This window comes from Ruegeria sp. HKCCA0235A (assembly GCF_013033235.1).
GTDB lineage: Bacteria > Pseudomonadota > Alphaproteobacteria > Rhodobacterales > Rhodobacteraceae > Ruegeria.
In genome coordinates this window covers 20,200-33,521 of sequence record NZ_WQDQ01000002.1, presented here as the reverse complement: position 1 = coordinate 33,521, position 13,322 = coordinate 20,200, and the positions used below count along the sequence as shown (strand labels likewise).

Sequence of the window (13,322 nt, the reverse complement as noted above, 5' to 3'; positions counted from 1 at the left end):
CGGTTCTTTTTTGTTCCTTACCCGCCGAAATCGTCGAGCATGATGTCTTCGCGGTCCACGCCCAGATCCAGCAGCATGTTGATGACCGACTGGTTCATGATTGGCGGACCACACATGTAGTATTCGCAATCCTCAGGCGCGGGGTGGTTCTTGAGGTATTCTTCGAACAATACGTTGTGGATGAAGCCGGTATAGCCTTTCCAATTGTCCTCGGGCTGCGCGTCCGACAAGGCCACGTGCCATTCGAAATTGTCGAATTCTTCAGCCAGACTGTCGAAGTCTTCGACAAAGAACATCTCTTTCTTCGACCGCGCACCGTACCAGAAGCTGATCTTCCGGTTGCGGTTCTGAAGCCGCTTTAGCTGATCAAAGATATGGCTGCGCATGGGTGCCATACCGGCGCCGCCGCCAATGAAGACCATCTCTTTGTCAGTTTCACGGGCAAAGAACTCGCCGAATGGGCCTGAAATGGTGACCTTGTCACCCGGCTTCAGGTTGAAGATGTAGGACGACATCTGACCCGGCGGAATGCCTTCGGACCCCGGCGGCGGCGAGGCCACGCGGACGTTCAGCATGATCATGCCTTTTTCGTCCGGGTAGTTGGCCATCGAATAGGCGCGCTCGATGGGTTCGGTCACCACCGATTCATATTGCCACAGATTGAAGCGATCCCAATCCTCGCGATATTCCTCTTCAATGTCGAAATCCGTGTATTTCAACTGGTGTGCTGGTGCTTCGATCTGGATGTAGCCACCGGCGCGGAAGTTCACATCCTCGCCCTCGGGCAGGTCCAGGATCAAGGCCTTGATGAAGGTCGCTACGTTTTCGTTCGACCGAACGGTACATTCCCATTTCTTGACGCCGAAGACTTCCTCCGGAACTTCGATATCCATGTCCTGCTTGACCGCCACCTGGCAAGACAGGCGATCACCACATGACGCTTCACGTTTCGTGATATGGCTTTCTTCGGTCGGCAGGATCGACCCGCCCCCCGAATGCACCCGCACCCGGCACTGCGCACAGGTGCCGCCGCCACCGCAGGCCGAAGGGACAAACAGCTTCTCGGCAGCCAGTGTCTGTAGCAGCTTGCCACCTGCCGGAACGGAAATCGTCTTTTCGCCGTTGATCGTAATGTTGACGTTTCCAGTCGATACCAGCTTGGATCGGGCGGCCATGATGATGGCCACCAATGCCAGAACGATTACGGTGAAAAGAGCTACGCCTAAGGTAAAGGTTTCCATCAACGCCCCCTTACAGTTTCACGCCCGAGAAGGACATGAAGGCCATAGCCATCAGACCTGCGGTAATGAAAGTAATGCCCAGACCTTGCAGACCATCGGGAATGTCCGAATATTTCAGCTTTTCCCGCACTCCGGCCATTGCCGTGATTGCCAGCGCCCAGCCAAAACCGGAAGACAAGCCATAAGTCGCCGCCTCGGTAAAGTTATAGTCACGCTCCACCATGAACAGCGACCCGCCAAGGATGGCGCAGTTCACCGTGATCAGTGGCAGAAAGATCCCCAGCGCGTTGTAAAGCGGTGGGAAATACTTGTCCAAAACCATCTCGAGGATCTGCACCATCGCCGCGATCACGCCGATATAGGAAATCAGGCCAAGGAAGGTCAGGTCCACATCCGGGAACCCGGCCCAGGCCAGCGCGCCCGGTTTCAGCAGGTAGTTCAGCAGCAGGTTGTTGGCAGGCACGGTGATGGCCTGCACGACCATGACCGAAATCCCCAGCCCCAGCGCTGTCGAAATCTTCTTGGACACGGCGATGAAAGTGCACATGCCAAGAAAAAAGCTGAGCGCAAGGTTTTCGACAAAGATGGCCTTTACGGCCAGTGAGATCAGACCTTCCATCAGTGGGCCTCTACCTGCTGAATTTTGTATTCACGCTCTTCCACCTGGTTCGGCTTCCATGTGCGGAAGGCCCAGATGATCAGACCGATGATGAAGAACGCCGAGGGCGGCAACAGCAGCATGCCGTTGGGCACGTACCAGCCGCCGTTGTTGACGGTTTCCAGAATCGTGACGCCGAACAGCGACCCCGCGCCAAACAGCTCGCGAATGAAGCCGACCAGCAGCAGGATCAGACCATAGCCCATGCCGTTGCCCATTCCGTCGATGAAGGACGCAACCGGAGGGTTCTTCATCGCAAATGCCTCGGCGCGGCCCATCACGATGCAGTTGGTGATGATCAGGCCGACGAAAACCGACAGGGTTTTCGAAATCTCGAAAGCATAGGCTTTAAGGATCTGGTCCACCAGGATCACCAACGACGCGATGATCACCATCTGAACGATGATCCGGATCGAACCGGGGATCTGATTTCGCAGGCATGAAATGAAGAACGACGAAAACGAGGTCACGAAGATCACTGCCAGCGCCATCACCATCGACACTTGCAGCGATGATGTCACCGCAAGCGCCGAACAGATGCCCAGCACCTGCAATGTGATCGGATTGTTGTCGACAAGCGGGTCGACCAGCATCTCTTTCTTGGTCTGGGGCATCAAATCTCTCCTGCTTGAAGTTTGGCCAGGAAGGGACCGTAGCCCGCATCGCCCATCCAGAATTTCACAAGGTTATCGACGCCGACCGAGGTCAGCGTGGCCCCCGCCAACGCATCCACGTAGAAATCTGGCCCGGCTGCGGGCTGCGATTTGGCAACGGTGATTTGCAGATCCCCTGCTTCGTCGCGCAGCTTTTTCCCGTTCCACAGGGCTTTCCAGCGCGGGTTGTCCACCTCGGCCCCAAGACCCGGAGTTTCACCATGCTGATAGAATTGCAGGCCGTAGATATCGTTGCCGTTGTTTTCAAGCGCGATAAACCCATAGAGCGTCGACCACAGGCCGTATCCGTGCAGAGGCAGGATCACCTTGTCCAGATCACCCGCATCATCGCGCAGCAGATAGATAACACGGTACTTGGATTTGCGGCCGATACCGGCTGGGTCATTGTCCAGCGCGACGCTCAGCTCTGGATCGCTGGCGGCGGCGATGTCGTCAAACGTAGTCGGATCAAACTGATCATCGACGAAGGTGCCTGTGGACAGCTCCAGCACACGTGGTTCGAAGGCGGCAAAAGCCTCTGTTACGTCGATGCCCGGTTCGAACACGCCCGCAACTTGCAGAACGTTTACCTGTTTGTCCTTCAGGCGGTTGGCCTCTTGCACCGGGCGCAGGCTGACTGCGGCCGCAGACACTACCATCGAGGCGACCAGACAGACGGCAACGGCGATGAAGATCGTCTTGCCAACAGAATCCGGCGACGCCGCCAGGAATTTGGCCAATGCGCCCTTGGGTGCCTCGTTTTGATCTGGGGATTGCGTATCAGACATGGCGACGCGCCCTCCGTTTGATGTTGGCTTGCACGACGAAATAATCGATCAGCGGTGCAAAGACGTTGCCGAACAGGATTGCCAGCATCATCCCTTCGGGGAAAGCCGGGTTGATCACGCGGATCATCACGACCATGACTCCGATCAAAGCGCCGTAGATATAACGCCCTACATTGGTGTGGCTGGCCGAAACCGGTTCCGTCACCATAAAGGCCAGCCCGAAAGCGTAACCGCCCAATACGATATGCCAGTACCACGGCATCGCGAACATCGGGTTGGTATCCGATCCGATCAGGTTCAACAGCAGGGTAAAGCCGATGGTGCCCCCCAGACAGCCCACAATCAGGCGGTAGTTGGCGATCCTGGTCATCAGAAGGAAAGCCAGACCGATCATGCAGGCCAGTGTCGATGTTTCGCCAAAGCTGCCCTGAATGGTGCCGAAAAACGCGCTCGACCAGGTGATGCCTTCGGCGGCCAGTGCCTGCACACCTTCGGCCGCAGACACGCCCAATGCAGTTGCGCCCGAGAACCCGTCAACGGGTGTCCAGACCGCATCCCCCGACATCTGCGCCGGATAGGCGAAATACAAAAACGCCCGCCCCACAAGCGCGGGGTTGAGAAAGTTCTTGCCGGTGCCCCCGAACACTTCCTTACCGATCACGACGCCGAAGATGATGCCCAATGCCACCTGCCACAGGGGCGTCGAAGCAGGCATGATCAGCGTGTAAAGCATTGATGTAACAAGGAAGCCTTCGTTCACCTCATGGCCGCGCACGGTGGCAAAGATGACCTCGAAGATACCGCCCGCGACAAGCGTGACGATGTAGATCGGAAGGAAATACATCAGACCATGCATGACGTTGGCAAAGATGCTGGACGGGTCCAGCGAAATCCCGAACATCTGCAACAAAGCAATCCGCCAGCCGGTGGCCGATTCCGGCCCCAGCAACGCAATCGCCGAGTTCGCCTGATAGCCGGTGTTCCACATCCCCCACAGGATGCAGGGGATCGTCGCGATCACGACATAGGTCATGATCCGCTTCATATCCACATAGGACCGCGCGTGCGGCGCCACTGTGGTCACGGTTTTTGGAGTGTAGATGAAGCTTTCCACCATCTCGTAGATGGGGAAGTACTTTTCGTACTTGCCGCCCTTGGTAAAGTTCGGCTCGATCCTGTCAAAGAAGCTGCGCAAACCCATTCGGCTCAGCCCTCCTTTTCAATTTTGCTCAGGCAGTCGCGAAGCGCCAGCCCGTATTCATATTTTGCCGGACAGGCAAAGCCCACAAGGCCCAGATCCTCTTCGTCCAGCTCCAGCGCACCCAGGGCTTGGGCAGTGTCCGTATCCATTACCAGCAGCGCCCGCAGCAACTGAGTGGGCAGATAGTCCTGCGGCATCAGGTCTTCGAAAACACCTGTGGGCACCATGGCCCGACGCCCGCCGTTCAGGTTGGACGTGAAGGCATACAGCTTCTTGGCGAATGCCGAACCCAATACAGGCTGGACCGCGTATTTCGACGGCATCGGACGAATCCAGCCCAACGGGATTTGATCGGGATCTTCACGGATGATGCTGATCTGGCGCGCGAACCGGCCCAGATAGGCGGTCGGGCCGTCTGCGCGCCGGCCCGACAGGATCGAACCCGAAATGACACGGGGCGTGCCGTCCACATCGACTTCGTCGCGGGTCAGATCGTCAGTTGATGCGCCCATCACGGTACGGATCAAACGCGGTTGACGCGCACCCGGCCCCGTCAGGGCAATCACGACATTCGGATCCAGATGGCCGGTCAGCATCAGGCGGCCAATGGCGATGACATCCTGATACCCGATGGTCCAGACCTGCTTGTCGCCTGCAAGGGGTTCGAGGAAGTGAATATGCGTTCCGGCCAGGCCCGATGGGTGTGGGCCTGCGAAAGATGCGGTTTCGACACCGGCGACATCTGCGCCGGGTATCGTGTCACCCTCTTTTTGGCAAAGATAGGTTTTGCCCTCGGTCAGTGTGCTGACTGCCGCCAAACCGGCGGTAAATTCTTCGGGCGCCTCGGCAATGATCGTGGCAGCGTCAGGGGCCAGCGGGTCACTGTCCATGGCGGTGACAAAGATCGCATCCGGTTTGATGCCGGGGTTCGGCATTTTCGAATAGGGGCGCGTGCGGAACGACGTCCACAGGCCGGCGGCGCACAGCTTGGCTGTCACGCCTTCAGCGCTGTCAGCATCCCCTATGCCCGAGAAATCCAGCCCGGCGTCATTGGCGTCGGTCACGTCGATCACGACGCTTTGCAGCACCCGACGGGCACCACGGTTGATCGCGACGACTCTGCCACTGACCGGGGCGACCATCATCGCGTCAGGCGCGTCCTTGTGGCAGAACAGCGGCGTGCCGCGCACAACACTGTCGCCTTCCTGCACCAGCATCTTGGGTTTCAGGCCGATGTAGTCACCGCCCAGGACGCCTACGGTCGAGTATTCCGGGCCCGGGTGAATGGTCTGGTCAGGAGCGCCTTCCACCGGCAGATCCAGCCCCTTTTTCAGTTTGAAAGTTTGCATGTTGCTACGTTCTTCCAAGCCTCTTTTCTGCGCCAGCTCTGCCAACGCCCTTTCGGGGTCATGCAATAGCGCGGTTTTTTCGAGCCTCCGTCGCAAAAGCGTCGAAAACGGTCCAAAATCCGCAGGCGTATTTCCGATCAAGGACCCTTTACGCGGGGAAGGTCACAAACGCAAACCTGTTACCGCCAAAACTTGAGGATGAACCACACAATCCTGCGATTGATCGGTCATTTCTTCTGATTCCATGGCGTATAATTGCATATCGCGCCCAACAAGGTTCCAGTGTAAGCAACCGGAATGGAAAAAGACACAGATTTGGAAATCTTTCTGGTTGCCACGCCTGGCCTCGAGGCGCCTCTTGGTGACGAGGCGCAATTCAACGGATTCGCGCAGGTCAGAACTGTACCCGGCGGGGTGACATGCCGGGGTTCATGGCCCGAGGTCTGGCGCGCCAACCTGACACTGCGCGGCGCCAACAAGGTTCTGGTGCGACTGGGCAGTTTCCCCGCCGTGCACCTTGCCCAATTGGACAAACGTGCTCGGAAATTTCCTTGGGGCACCGTTTTGCGTCCTGACGTGCCGGTCAAGGTGGAAGCCATCAGCCGCAAATCCAGAATTTATCACGCCGGTGCAGCTCGTCAGAGGATCGAGCGGGCAATATCCGATACATTGGGCACCTCGATTTCATCCGAGGCAAACCTTCGGGTCTTGCTTCGAATCGAGAAAGACATCTGCACGATCTCGGTCGACAGTTCCGGCGAGCTGTTGCACAAACGCGGTCACAAGGAAGCCATTGCCAAGGCCCCAATGCGCGAAACAATGGCCGCCATGTTCCTGAGAGAGTGTGGCTACTCGGGCGATGAACCCGTACTGGACCCGATGTGCGGATCGGGTACCTTCGTGATCGAGGCCGCCGAGATCGCTCTGGGCCTGCGCCCTGGCCGCTCCCGCAGTTTTGCATTCGAAGACCTTGTGGGCTTTGACCCTGATCAGTGGCAGGAAATGCGACGGGAATCGAAGACGGCGGAATGCGCGCTTACCTTCTACGGCTCGGATCGCAACTCCGGCGCGGTTGACGCGGCGACTGCCAATGCCGAAAGGGCCCAGGTCAGTGATGTGACACGGTTTCAACAGCGTTCCGTCAGTGACATGAGACCCCCCGAAGGTCCTGCGGGGCTGGTCATTGTGAACCCGCCCTACGGGGCGCGGATTGGTGACGAAAGACGCTTGCGTTCAGTCTATGGTGCGATGGGCAAGACCTTGATGAACCGGTTCCAGGGATGGCGGGTCGGCGTGATCACCAGCGCTCCGGGGCTTGCCCGGGCCACACGCATGCCTTTGCTGGCGCCGGGGCCGGTCGTCGACCATGGTGGAACCAAAATTCGTCTGTACCAAACAGACCCCTTGCCGTGATTGCCTGGGATGCTTCACAACCAATTCATGACGATGGCTGCGCGGGCGAGAGCGGACAAGAAGACCACAGGGTTTCCGCCGCAAAGGGGTGCGGTTCCCTTGTCTTTCAACGTGCCTGTGAACCTCTCGACGTCTTAGCACCGGTGCAATTGTGACCTGCCCGGCAGGGGTGAACAAATTGGCGGGCACTCTTGCGTGCCGATCAACCAGAAGAACGCAGACATGCAACCGCTCGTTTTTTCGATTCGTGAAGACCTGCTCAAATTACCGGGTTCCGACCTTATCGGTGCGCCGCCCTTTTTTGGTTGTTGCGTTCGAAAGATTCGGGTGATCGAAATACAGAATCCTCTTGCGCATCAGACACGCCGCGTATAGATCACCCGCCACGGTCGGAGTGTAGCTCAGCCTGGTAGAGCACTGTCTTCGGGAGGCAGGGGTCGGAGGTTCGAATCCTCTCACTCCGACCAATACAACAAGGCGCCCAAGGGCGCCTTTGTTGTTTTTGAGACAGTGACCCGAGGTTCATTGAACCTGAGCGCTAGTCGAATTCCAGCGCGTTGGCCGCTTTACGTAGGTGCTCCGGACTGTATCGCGCGTAGACGGATGCGGTGATCCGTGAGTCTCAATGACCGAAAAACTGTGCAATCTCCTCCATCGAGATACCTGCCTCAGCCAACCCGGGGACCACATCTGCGATCCCACCTGTGGCTCGGCTTCGCTGCTGATGAAATGTGGCAAGCTGATCCGTGACAAGGGTGGTAAGGGCTATGCGCTGTTTGGACAAGAGGCCATCGGCTCTACTTGGGCGCTGGCCAAAATGAACCTCTTCCTGCACGGGGAAGTGAACCACCAGGTCGAATGGGGCGACACCACCTTGCGCTACGCATAGCAGGCTACCACGAGTTTGCTCGCAACAACGGCCCAGTGCCGTTCATTGCCGATGACATCATGGAAAGCTTCGACGACGACCGCACCGCCGAGGCCTTCGGCCTGCTAGCTGAGATGAGCAAAAGCGGCCAGGTGATCTACCTGACTCATCACGCGCATCTTTGCGACATCGCGAAAAATTCATGCCCATCTGTGTTTATTCACGAATTACAGAGCTAAAAACGTGGTGTTCAACATCTTTACTTTTTGTTGAACATACGCTATGTTCAACAAAATTAAAATCCGTTGAGCACAGTGGAAGCCAAGATGTTCACGCGCCATTCATCCATAGCACATGCCGCTTATCACGATCTCCTGCGTTCACTGCGGGACGATGCTGTTTCGGACATCCGAGGCACCCCCACACGAGTCGAACGCAACAACAGGACCTACTGGTATGACACCTACCGGGTCGGTTCCGATGTCAAAAAGCACTACTTGGGAGAGGATTGTGAGGAACTGCGCGGTAGGCTGGAACAGCACAAAACTTTGAAAGCCCAACAGGAAGACCGCCGCCGCAACCGGGCGCGCCTCGTGCGGCTCCTAAGAGCAGAAGGTTTTCTGGGTCTGGACGCTGCCACGGGCAGCCTGCTCTCTGCGATGGCAACGTCCGGCGTATTTCGTCTAGGCGGCACCATAGTGGGGACGCACGCCTTCCGCCTTTACGAAGGTGAATTGGGTGTGCGTTTCGACATGGATATGACCGCTCACACGGATGACATCGACATCGCCAGCTTTTCCAGGTTGTCGCTGGTGCTGGAGGACACTGCATCACCATCGCTGAAAGATGTGTTCCGCGATTTCGACTTCATGGCGCAGCCCAGTCTCACGGCCGGACGCACCTGGCGTTGGAAACAGACACGAGGCGACACGCTGATAGAATTCCTCACTCCATCATTCGGTGAGGATGAGGATGTGCGCGAACTGCCCGCTTTGGGAGTGGATGCGCAAGGATTGCACCATCTGAACTACCTCATCGCGGAGCCAATCAACGCTGCTGTAACCTACCGGAGTGGCGTTTTGGTGCAAATCCCGCAGCCAGAACGCTATGCCATCCACAAGTTGATCGTCGCGGACCGTCGCCGTCCCGGTGAAAATGCCCTCAAAGCAGAAAAGGACAGACGACAGGCCGCGTTTCTAGTCGAGGTGCTTGCTCAGGATCGGCCGGATGAATTGAATGACGCCTACGAAGATGCACTCTCTCGTGGCCCCAAGTGGCGTTCTAGGATTGAGGCCAGCCTAGACCGCATGCCGAAAACGCAGCGGCTGTTACAGGAACTGCAGGATTAACGCGCATGTAGACAGTGCTCTCAGGTTCAATGAACCTGCCGAACCTGAACTTGGCTGGTTTGATTGGCGACAACGCCTGGAAAACAGGGCTCCTTTGACTAAAAATCAATAACTTGGCCACCTGCACCGATCTTCGGGAGGCAGGGGTCGGAGGTTCGAATCCTCTCACTCCGACCAATAAAACAAGGCGCCCAAGGGCGCTTTTTTGCTTTCAGCGTATTTCACGCAACGATTTCCGCAACGTTTCGCGGGTTGTTTTTGCTCAGTTCATCCCAACCGGCAGAAATCTACCACAGCAGGGGACCCTGATATCTTCTAGCCCCAAGTAACCGCAGCTTTCTTGGGCGCAACCAGGCTTTAGGAACGGTAGAAATTCTACGGGGTCTCGCGCAAGATCGCAGAAAAGGCAGTGGCGTTTTCCAGGGTCATGCCGCGCATGCCCAAGCTAAAATAATCGCCGAAGGCGACGGACGGAAGATCCAGCACGTTTGGATCGAGGAAGAGACCCAGACAATAAAAAGCACCAACTTTGTCGTACATTCAGTGTTCCAACCCTTTGCCGTCCACGAAGGCAACCTCATCACGAAGCTACAACAGGGCTTTGGCGCGGCCACGGCGGAACGGATTGTCGACACACTGCGCAGCCAGAGCTCCGAAATTCGGCCGGTGGTGCCTCCTCAATGCGTTATCACGAACGCTCAGCGTTCAAGTGTTCGATTCTAGTCGAATGCTTTTGAGGGATTTTTGCATGGCAACAATAAGCGCATCTCGCTCGGCCGCGAGTGTCTGCGGGGATCGACCGTTTGCTTCTTCGTTTATGCCCTGAACCAAAGTTTCGATAACGTCGTCGTTCAAGTGTGGCTGACCCAACCCGTCCCACCATCCGTTAAACGTATCCCGGAAGTGTTCGCAAAAGGCGCGCAGACCGCCCTCTCCCGCGCCTAGATTGAACAACATCGTCGGCCCCATGGCCGCCCATCGCAGACCGGGGCCCGCCCACATGGCCTTGTCAATGTCTTCGACCGAAGCAACGCCCTCGACAGCCATATGGACCGCTTCGCGCCAGACGGCTGCCTGAAGGCGGTTCGCCACATGGCCAGGCAAGCCTTTCCTGATGCGGATCGTGACCTTGCCTATGTCGTGATAAAACGCTTCGGCTCGTTCGAGAACGCCATCACCTGTTTGCGCGTTTGCAGTGAGCTCCACCAACGGGATAAGATGTGGCGGGTTGAACGGGTGTCCGAGGATGAAAGGCGCAGGATCTTGCCAGCCAGCTTGCAAAGCCTCCAGCGTCATGCCTGATGTGGAACTGGAAACGATCGCATCCTCGCTCAGGGCTGGTTCGACTTCAGAATAGAGTGCGTGTTTGATCGCTTCTCTTTCTGGAACATTCTCCTGCACGAAGTCTGCACCATCGACCGCAGATGCTGCTGTTTCTGCAAACGCCAATGCGTTCGGAGAGGCTCTGGCGGTCAGGCCGAGTTCTTCAAGCGTGGGCCAAGCTGTTTCAATGAAAGCGCGGGTTTGCTCTTCAGAGTTTGGTGCCGGGTCGTAAACAGTAACTGATCGACCAGCCGCGAGAAACAGCGCAGCCCAGCTTGCACCAATAACGCCGGCACCAAGAATTGCAGTATGTGAGATATCCGACATCAGAACACTCCGGGGTTGAGTGGCGACGCGGCCGTCATGCCGCCGTCGACGGTAAAGAACTGACCCGTTGCGAAGCTTGCCTCGTCAGAGGCGAGCCAGACAGCCATGGATGCAATGTCATCCGGCTCGCCAAACCGACGAACGGGATGACGGGCCAGTGCGTCTTGCCTTGCCGCGACAGGATCCTTTGCAAGTTCGAACGCGGCCTCAAGCATGCCGGTATTGATCCATCCCGGACAAATCGCATTGCACCGCAGGCTTGGGCCATGATCCACGGCGATAGATCGCGTGAGCCCATGCACGAAAGCTTTGGACGCATTGTAGAGAGCCATCGAAGGGTCCGCGACCTTGCCAGAGATTGAGCCGATATTGATGATGCTCCCGCCGGATTTCATAGTCGGAATAAAGGCACGGCAGCAGTTGAACACCCCTCGACAGTTGGCGCCGATCACTAGATCCCAATCCGCGTCGGTGCTTTCCGTCACTGACTTTTCCACCTGGACCCCGGCATTGTTGACGAGAATGTCCAACGCACCCACAGCCTTGGCTACCATTTGGACGTTCACCGGATCACTGACGTCCAGATCGTGCCATTCACAGGGCAGGCCGTCAGGGGCTCCACCCCGCCCGCAGGTCACCACCTCGGCGCCTTCCTTTAGGAAAGCACCGACGATGGCGCGTCCAATTCCCTGGCGCCCGCCAGAAACAAACGCTTTTTTTCCCGCAAGCCGCATCAGTGCGCCACCATCACATGACGGATCGACGTATAGGCGTCGAGCGCATAGACGCTCATATCACAGCCCGTGCCGGAGCCTTTCATCGCGGCCCAAGGCATTTCAGGTGTGCCGACACCATGCGTATTGACCCATGTGAACCCGTAGCGCAGGCGAGATGTAATCGACATCGCCCGTCCCACGTCGGTCGTCCAGACCGAAGATGCCAGTCCGTATCGACCTGCATTCGCCACCTTTACGGCATGATCCGCGTCCGAGAAACGGGAAAGCGTCAAAACGGGCCCAAAGACCTCATCCGTTGCGATCTCTGCTGAATTATCGACGTTTGCTAACACCGTCGGTTGATAGAAGAACCCGTTTCCATCTCCGCTTGCGCCACCTGTGACGATCTCGCATCCAGGACGTGCGCGGTCGACAAAGGCGGAAACGCGGTCGCGCTGAGCTGCGGAAACCATCGGACCCATTTCGGTGCCTTCAGCCTTGGGTGCGCCAACTTTTATTTCTTTTACTTGCGCTTCGACCATGGCCGCGAATTTTTCATACACACTGTCCTGGACCAGGATCCGGCACGGTTGCGCACAATCCTGCCCGGCATTGAAAAAGCTCCCATAGCGGATCGTTTCAGCCACAGCGTCCAGGTCGGCATCATCAAAAACAATGACGGGGGCCTTGCCACCCAGTTCCAGATGCACATGGCGGATTTGCTCGCTGGCGGCGCGCATGGCGGCCATGCCGGTGGCCGGAGACCCCGTGACGGTGATCGCTTCCATTTGAGGGCTGTTGATCAATTGATCCCCAATCGTGGGACCACGCCCGTGAATCACATTCAGCACCCCTTTGGGCAAGACATCCTGCAAAAGTTCAGCAAGCCGCAGCGTGGACAAAGGTGTGATCTCGGAAGGCTTCAGAACAACTGTACAGCCGGCTGCAAGAGGGGCTGCAAGTTTCCAGGCGGCCATCATCAACGGATAATTCCAAGGGGCAATCGCCGCCACAGGGCCAACCGGGTCGCGGCGGATCATGCTTGTGTGGCCTACGACATACTCGCCCGCGGCCGATCCCGTCATGGTCCGGGCCGCCCCTGCAAAGAAGCGGAATGTGTCGATGGTAAGAGGGAACTCATCATCGCGGGCCGATGGCCAGGGTTTGCCGACATCAAGGCTTTCAAGCTCCGCCAACTCATCCTGATTGGCTTCGATAATATCGGCGATTTGCATCAGCAGCACGGCCCGTTCGGCCGGCGGGACATGTCGGAAGGTTTCGAACGCCTCTTCAGATGACCTTACTGCGGCCTCTACCTGGTCCGAACTGGCCTCTGCGACCTGACCAATCTTCTCTCCAGTCGCGGGATTCAAAATGGCCAGGGCCTCACCCTCCCCTTCCACCATCTCCCCATTGATAAGCAATTTGCCTTGCAT

14 protein-coding genes and 1 tRNA gene are annotated in these 13,322 nt (G+C 57.3%); 5 read left to right on the top strand and 10 right to left on the bottom strand.

The genetic code is table 11. The features are described from left to right. Nucleotides 1-17: 17 nt before the first annotated feature. Genes nqrF through GOW56_RS04210 form a run of 6 tightly spaced genes read right to left on the bottom strand, consistent with a single transcriptional unit; the run spans nt 18 to nt 5,890 of the window. Nucleotides 18-1,241, bottom strand: coding sequence for an NADH:ubiquinone reductase (Na(+)-transporting) subunit F (gene nqrF, locus GOW56_RS04235; RefSeq protein WP_171169459.1), 1,224 nt, complete (start codon nt 1,239-1,241; stop codon nt 18-20). Between the two features lie 10 nt (nt 1,242-1,251). Next, nucleotides 1,252-1,860, bottom strand: coding sequence for an NADH:ubiquinone reductase (Na(+)-transporting) subunit E (gene nqrE / locus GOW56_RS04230; protein ID WP_152460185.1), 609 nt, complete (start codon nt 1,858-1,860; stop codon nt 1,252-1,254). Next, nucleotides 1,860-2,513, bottom strand: a complete 654-nt coding sequence (locus GOW56_RS04225) for an NADH:ubiquinone reductase (Na(+)-transporting) subunit D (RefSeq protein ID WP_171205061.1) — start codon at nt 2,511-2,513, stop codon at nt 1,860-1,862. The genes nqrE and GOW56_RS04225 overlap by 1 nt, the downstream gene beginning before the upstream one ends. Continuing rightward, nucleotides 2,513-3,340 (bottom strand): Na(+)-translocating NADH-quinone reductase subunit C, encoded by an 828-nt coding sequence (locus GOW56_RS04220; RefSeq protein ID WP_171205060.1) that lies wholly within the window; start codon nt 3,338-3,340, stop codon nt 2,513-2,515. Before GOW56_RS04220 ends, GOW56_RS04225 begins: the two co-directional genes overlap by 1 nt. Then, nucleotides 3,333-4,541: an NADH:ubiquinone reductase (Na(+)-transporting) subunit B gene (locus tag GOW56_RS04215; protein ID WP_171205059.1), complete on the bottom strand. Its 1,209-nt coding sequence runs from the start codon at nt 4,539-4,541 to the stop codon at nt 3,333-3,335. The genes GOW56_RS04220 and GOW56_RS04215 overlap by 8 nt, the downstream gene beginning before the upstream one ends. Before the next feature lie 5 nt (nt 4,542-4,546). Continuing rightward, nucleotides 4,547-5,890: a Na(+)-translocating NADH-quinone reductase subunit A gene (locus tag GOW56_RS04210; protein ID WP_171205058.1), complete on the bottom strand. Its 1,344-nt coding sequence runs from the start codon at nt 5,888-5,890 to the stop codon at nt 4,547-4,549. A 297-nt stretch (nt 5,891-6,187) separates the two neighbouring features. Here GOW56_RS04210 and GOW56_RS04205 point away from each other — a divergent pair, with 297 nt between their 5' ends. The 5 genes from GOW56_RS04205 (at nt 6,188) to GOW56_RS04185 (ending at nt 9,520) form a co-directional block, all read left to right on the top strand. After that, nucleotides 6,188-7,303, top strand: coding sequence for a class I SAM-dependent RNA methyltransferase (locus GOW56_RS04205; protein ID WP_171205057.1), 1,116 nt, complete (start codon nt 6,188-6,190; stop codon nt 7,301-7,303). 390 nt (nt 7,304-7,693) lie between these two features. Continuing rightward, nucleotides 7,694-7,770, top strand: a tRNA-Pro gene (locus GOW56_RS04200). 158 nt (nt 7,771-7,928) lie between these two features. Beyond that, entirely contained in the window at nt 7,929-8,192 is a 264-nt protein-coding gene (locus GOW56_RS04195) for an N-6 DNA methylase (protein WP_253282603.1), read from the top strand. Between the two features lie 59 nt (nt 8,193-8,251). Beyond that, entirely contained in the window at nt 8,252-8,410 is a 159-nt protein-coding gene (locus GOW56_RS04190) for a hypothetical protein (RefSeq protein WP_254447153.1), read from the top strand. Nucleotides 8,411-8,497: 87 nt separating this feature from the next. Beyond that, nucleotides 8,498-9,520 (top strand): GSU2403 family nucleotidyltransferase fold protein, encoded by a 1,023-nt coding sequence (locus tag GOW56_RS04185; protein ID WP_171205307.1) that lies wholly within the window; start codon nt 8,498-8,500, stop codon nt 9,518-9,520. A gap of 375 nt (nt 9,521-9,895) precedes the next feature. Here GOW56_RS04185 and GOW56_RS04180 read toward each other — a convergent pair whose 3' ends face one another. The 4 genes from GOW56_RS04180 to GOW56_RS04165 all read right to left on the bottom strand — a co-directional run bounded on the left by GOW56_RS04180 (nt 9,896) and on the right by GOW56_RS04165 (nt 13,322). Next, on the bottom strand, nt 9,896-10,060 hold the full coding sequence (locus GOW56_RS04180) for a hypothetical protein (RefSeq protein WP_171205056.1): 165 nt from the start codon (nt 10,058-10,060) through the stop codon (nt 9,896-9,898). 165 nt (nt 10,061-10,225) lie between these two features. After that, the gene (locus GOW56_RS04175) at nt 10,226-11,170 is read right to left on the bottom strand and encodes a 3-hydroxyacyl-CoA dehydrogenase NAD-binding domain-containing protein (RefSeq protein ID WP_171205055.1); all 945 of its coding nucleotides are present in this window, start codon (nt 11,168-11,170) and stop codon (nt 10,226-10,228) included. Continuing rightward, on the bottom strand, nt 11,170-11,904 hold the full coding sequence (locus GOW56_RS04170) for an SDR family NAD(P)-dependent oxidoreductase (protein ID WP_171205054.1): 735 nt from the start codon (nt 11,902-11,904) through the stop codon (nt 11,170-11,172). The genes GOW56_RS04175 and GOW56_RS04170 overlap by 1 nt, the downstream gene beginning before the upstream one ends. Further along, entirely contained in the window at nt 11,904-13,322 is a 1,419-nt protein-coding gene (locus GOW56_RS04165) for an aminobutyraldehyde dehydrogenase (RefSeq protein ID WP_171205053.1), read from the bottom strand. The genes GOW56_RS04170 and GOW56_RS04165 overlap by 1 nt, the downstream gene beginning before the upstream one ends.

Coding starts and splice junctions, on each gene's coding strand:
- nqrF (WP_171169459.1), bottom strand. CDS start 1,241: ATGGAAACCTTTACCTTAGGCGTAGCTCTTTTCACCGTAATCGTTCTG.
- nqrE (WP_152460185.1), bottom strand. CDS start 1,860: ATGGAAGGTCTGATCTCACTGGCCGTAAAGGCCATCTTTGTCGAAAAC.
- GOW56_RS04225 (WP_171205061.1), bottom strand. CDS start 2,513: ATGCCCCAGACCAAGAAAGAGATGCTGGTCGACCCGCTTGTCGACAAC.
- GOW56_RS04220 (WP_171205060.1), bottom strand. CDS start 3,340: ATGTCTGATACGCAATCCCCAGATCAAAACGAGGCACCCAAGGGCGCA.
- GOW56_RS04215 (WP_171205059.1), bottom strand. CDS start 4,541: ATGGGTTTGCGCAGCTTCTTTGACAGGATCGAGCCGAACTTTACCAAG.
- GOW56_RS04210 (WP_171205058.1), bottom strand. CDS start 5,890: ATGCAAACTTTCAAACTGAAAAAGGGGCTGGATCTGCCGGTGGAAGGC.
- GOW56_RS04205 (WP_171205057.1), top strand. CDS start 6,188: ATGGAAAAAGACACAGATTTGGAAATCTTTCTGGTTGCCACGCCTGGC.
- GOW56_RS04195 (WP_253282603.1), top strand. CDS start 7,929: ATGACCGAAAAACTGTGCAATCTCCTCCATCGAGATACCTGCCTCAGC.
- GOW56_RS04190 (WP_254447153.1), top strand. CDS start 8,252: ATGGAAAGCTTCGACGACGACCGCACCGCCGAGGCCTTCGGCCTGCTA.
- GOW56_RS04185 (WP_171205307.1), top strand. CDS start 8,498: ATGTTCACGCGCCATTCATCCATAGCACATGCCGCTTATCACGATCTC.
- GOW56_RS04180 (WP_171205056.1), bottom strand. CDS start 10,060: ATGTACGACAAAGTTGGTGCTTTTTATTGTCTGGGTCTCTTCCTCGAT.
- GOW56_RS04175 (WP_171205055.1), bottom strand. CDS start 11,170: ATGTCGGATATCTCACATACTGCAATTCTTGGTGCCGGCGTTATTGGT.
- GOW56_RS04170 (WP_171205054.1), bottom strand. CDS start 11,904: ATGCGGCTTGCGGGAAAAAAAGCGTTTGTTTCTGGCGGGCGCCAGGGA.
- GOW56_RS04165 (WP_171205053.1), bottom strand. CDS start 13,322: ATGCAAGGCAAATTGCTTATCAATGGGGAGATGGTGGAAGGGGAGGGT.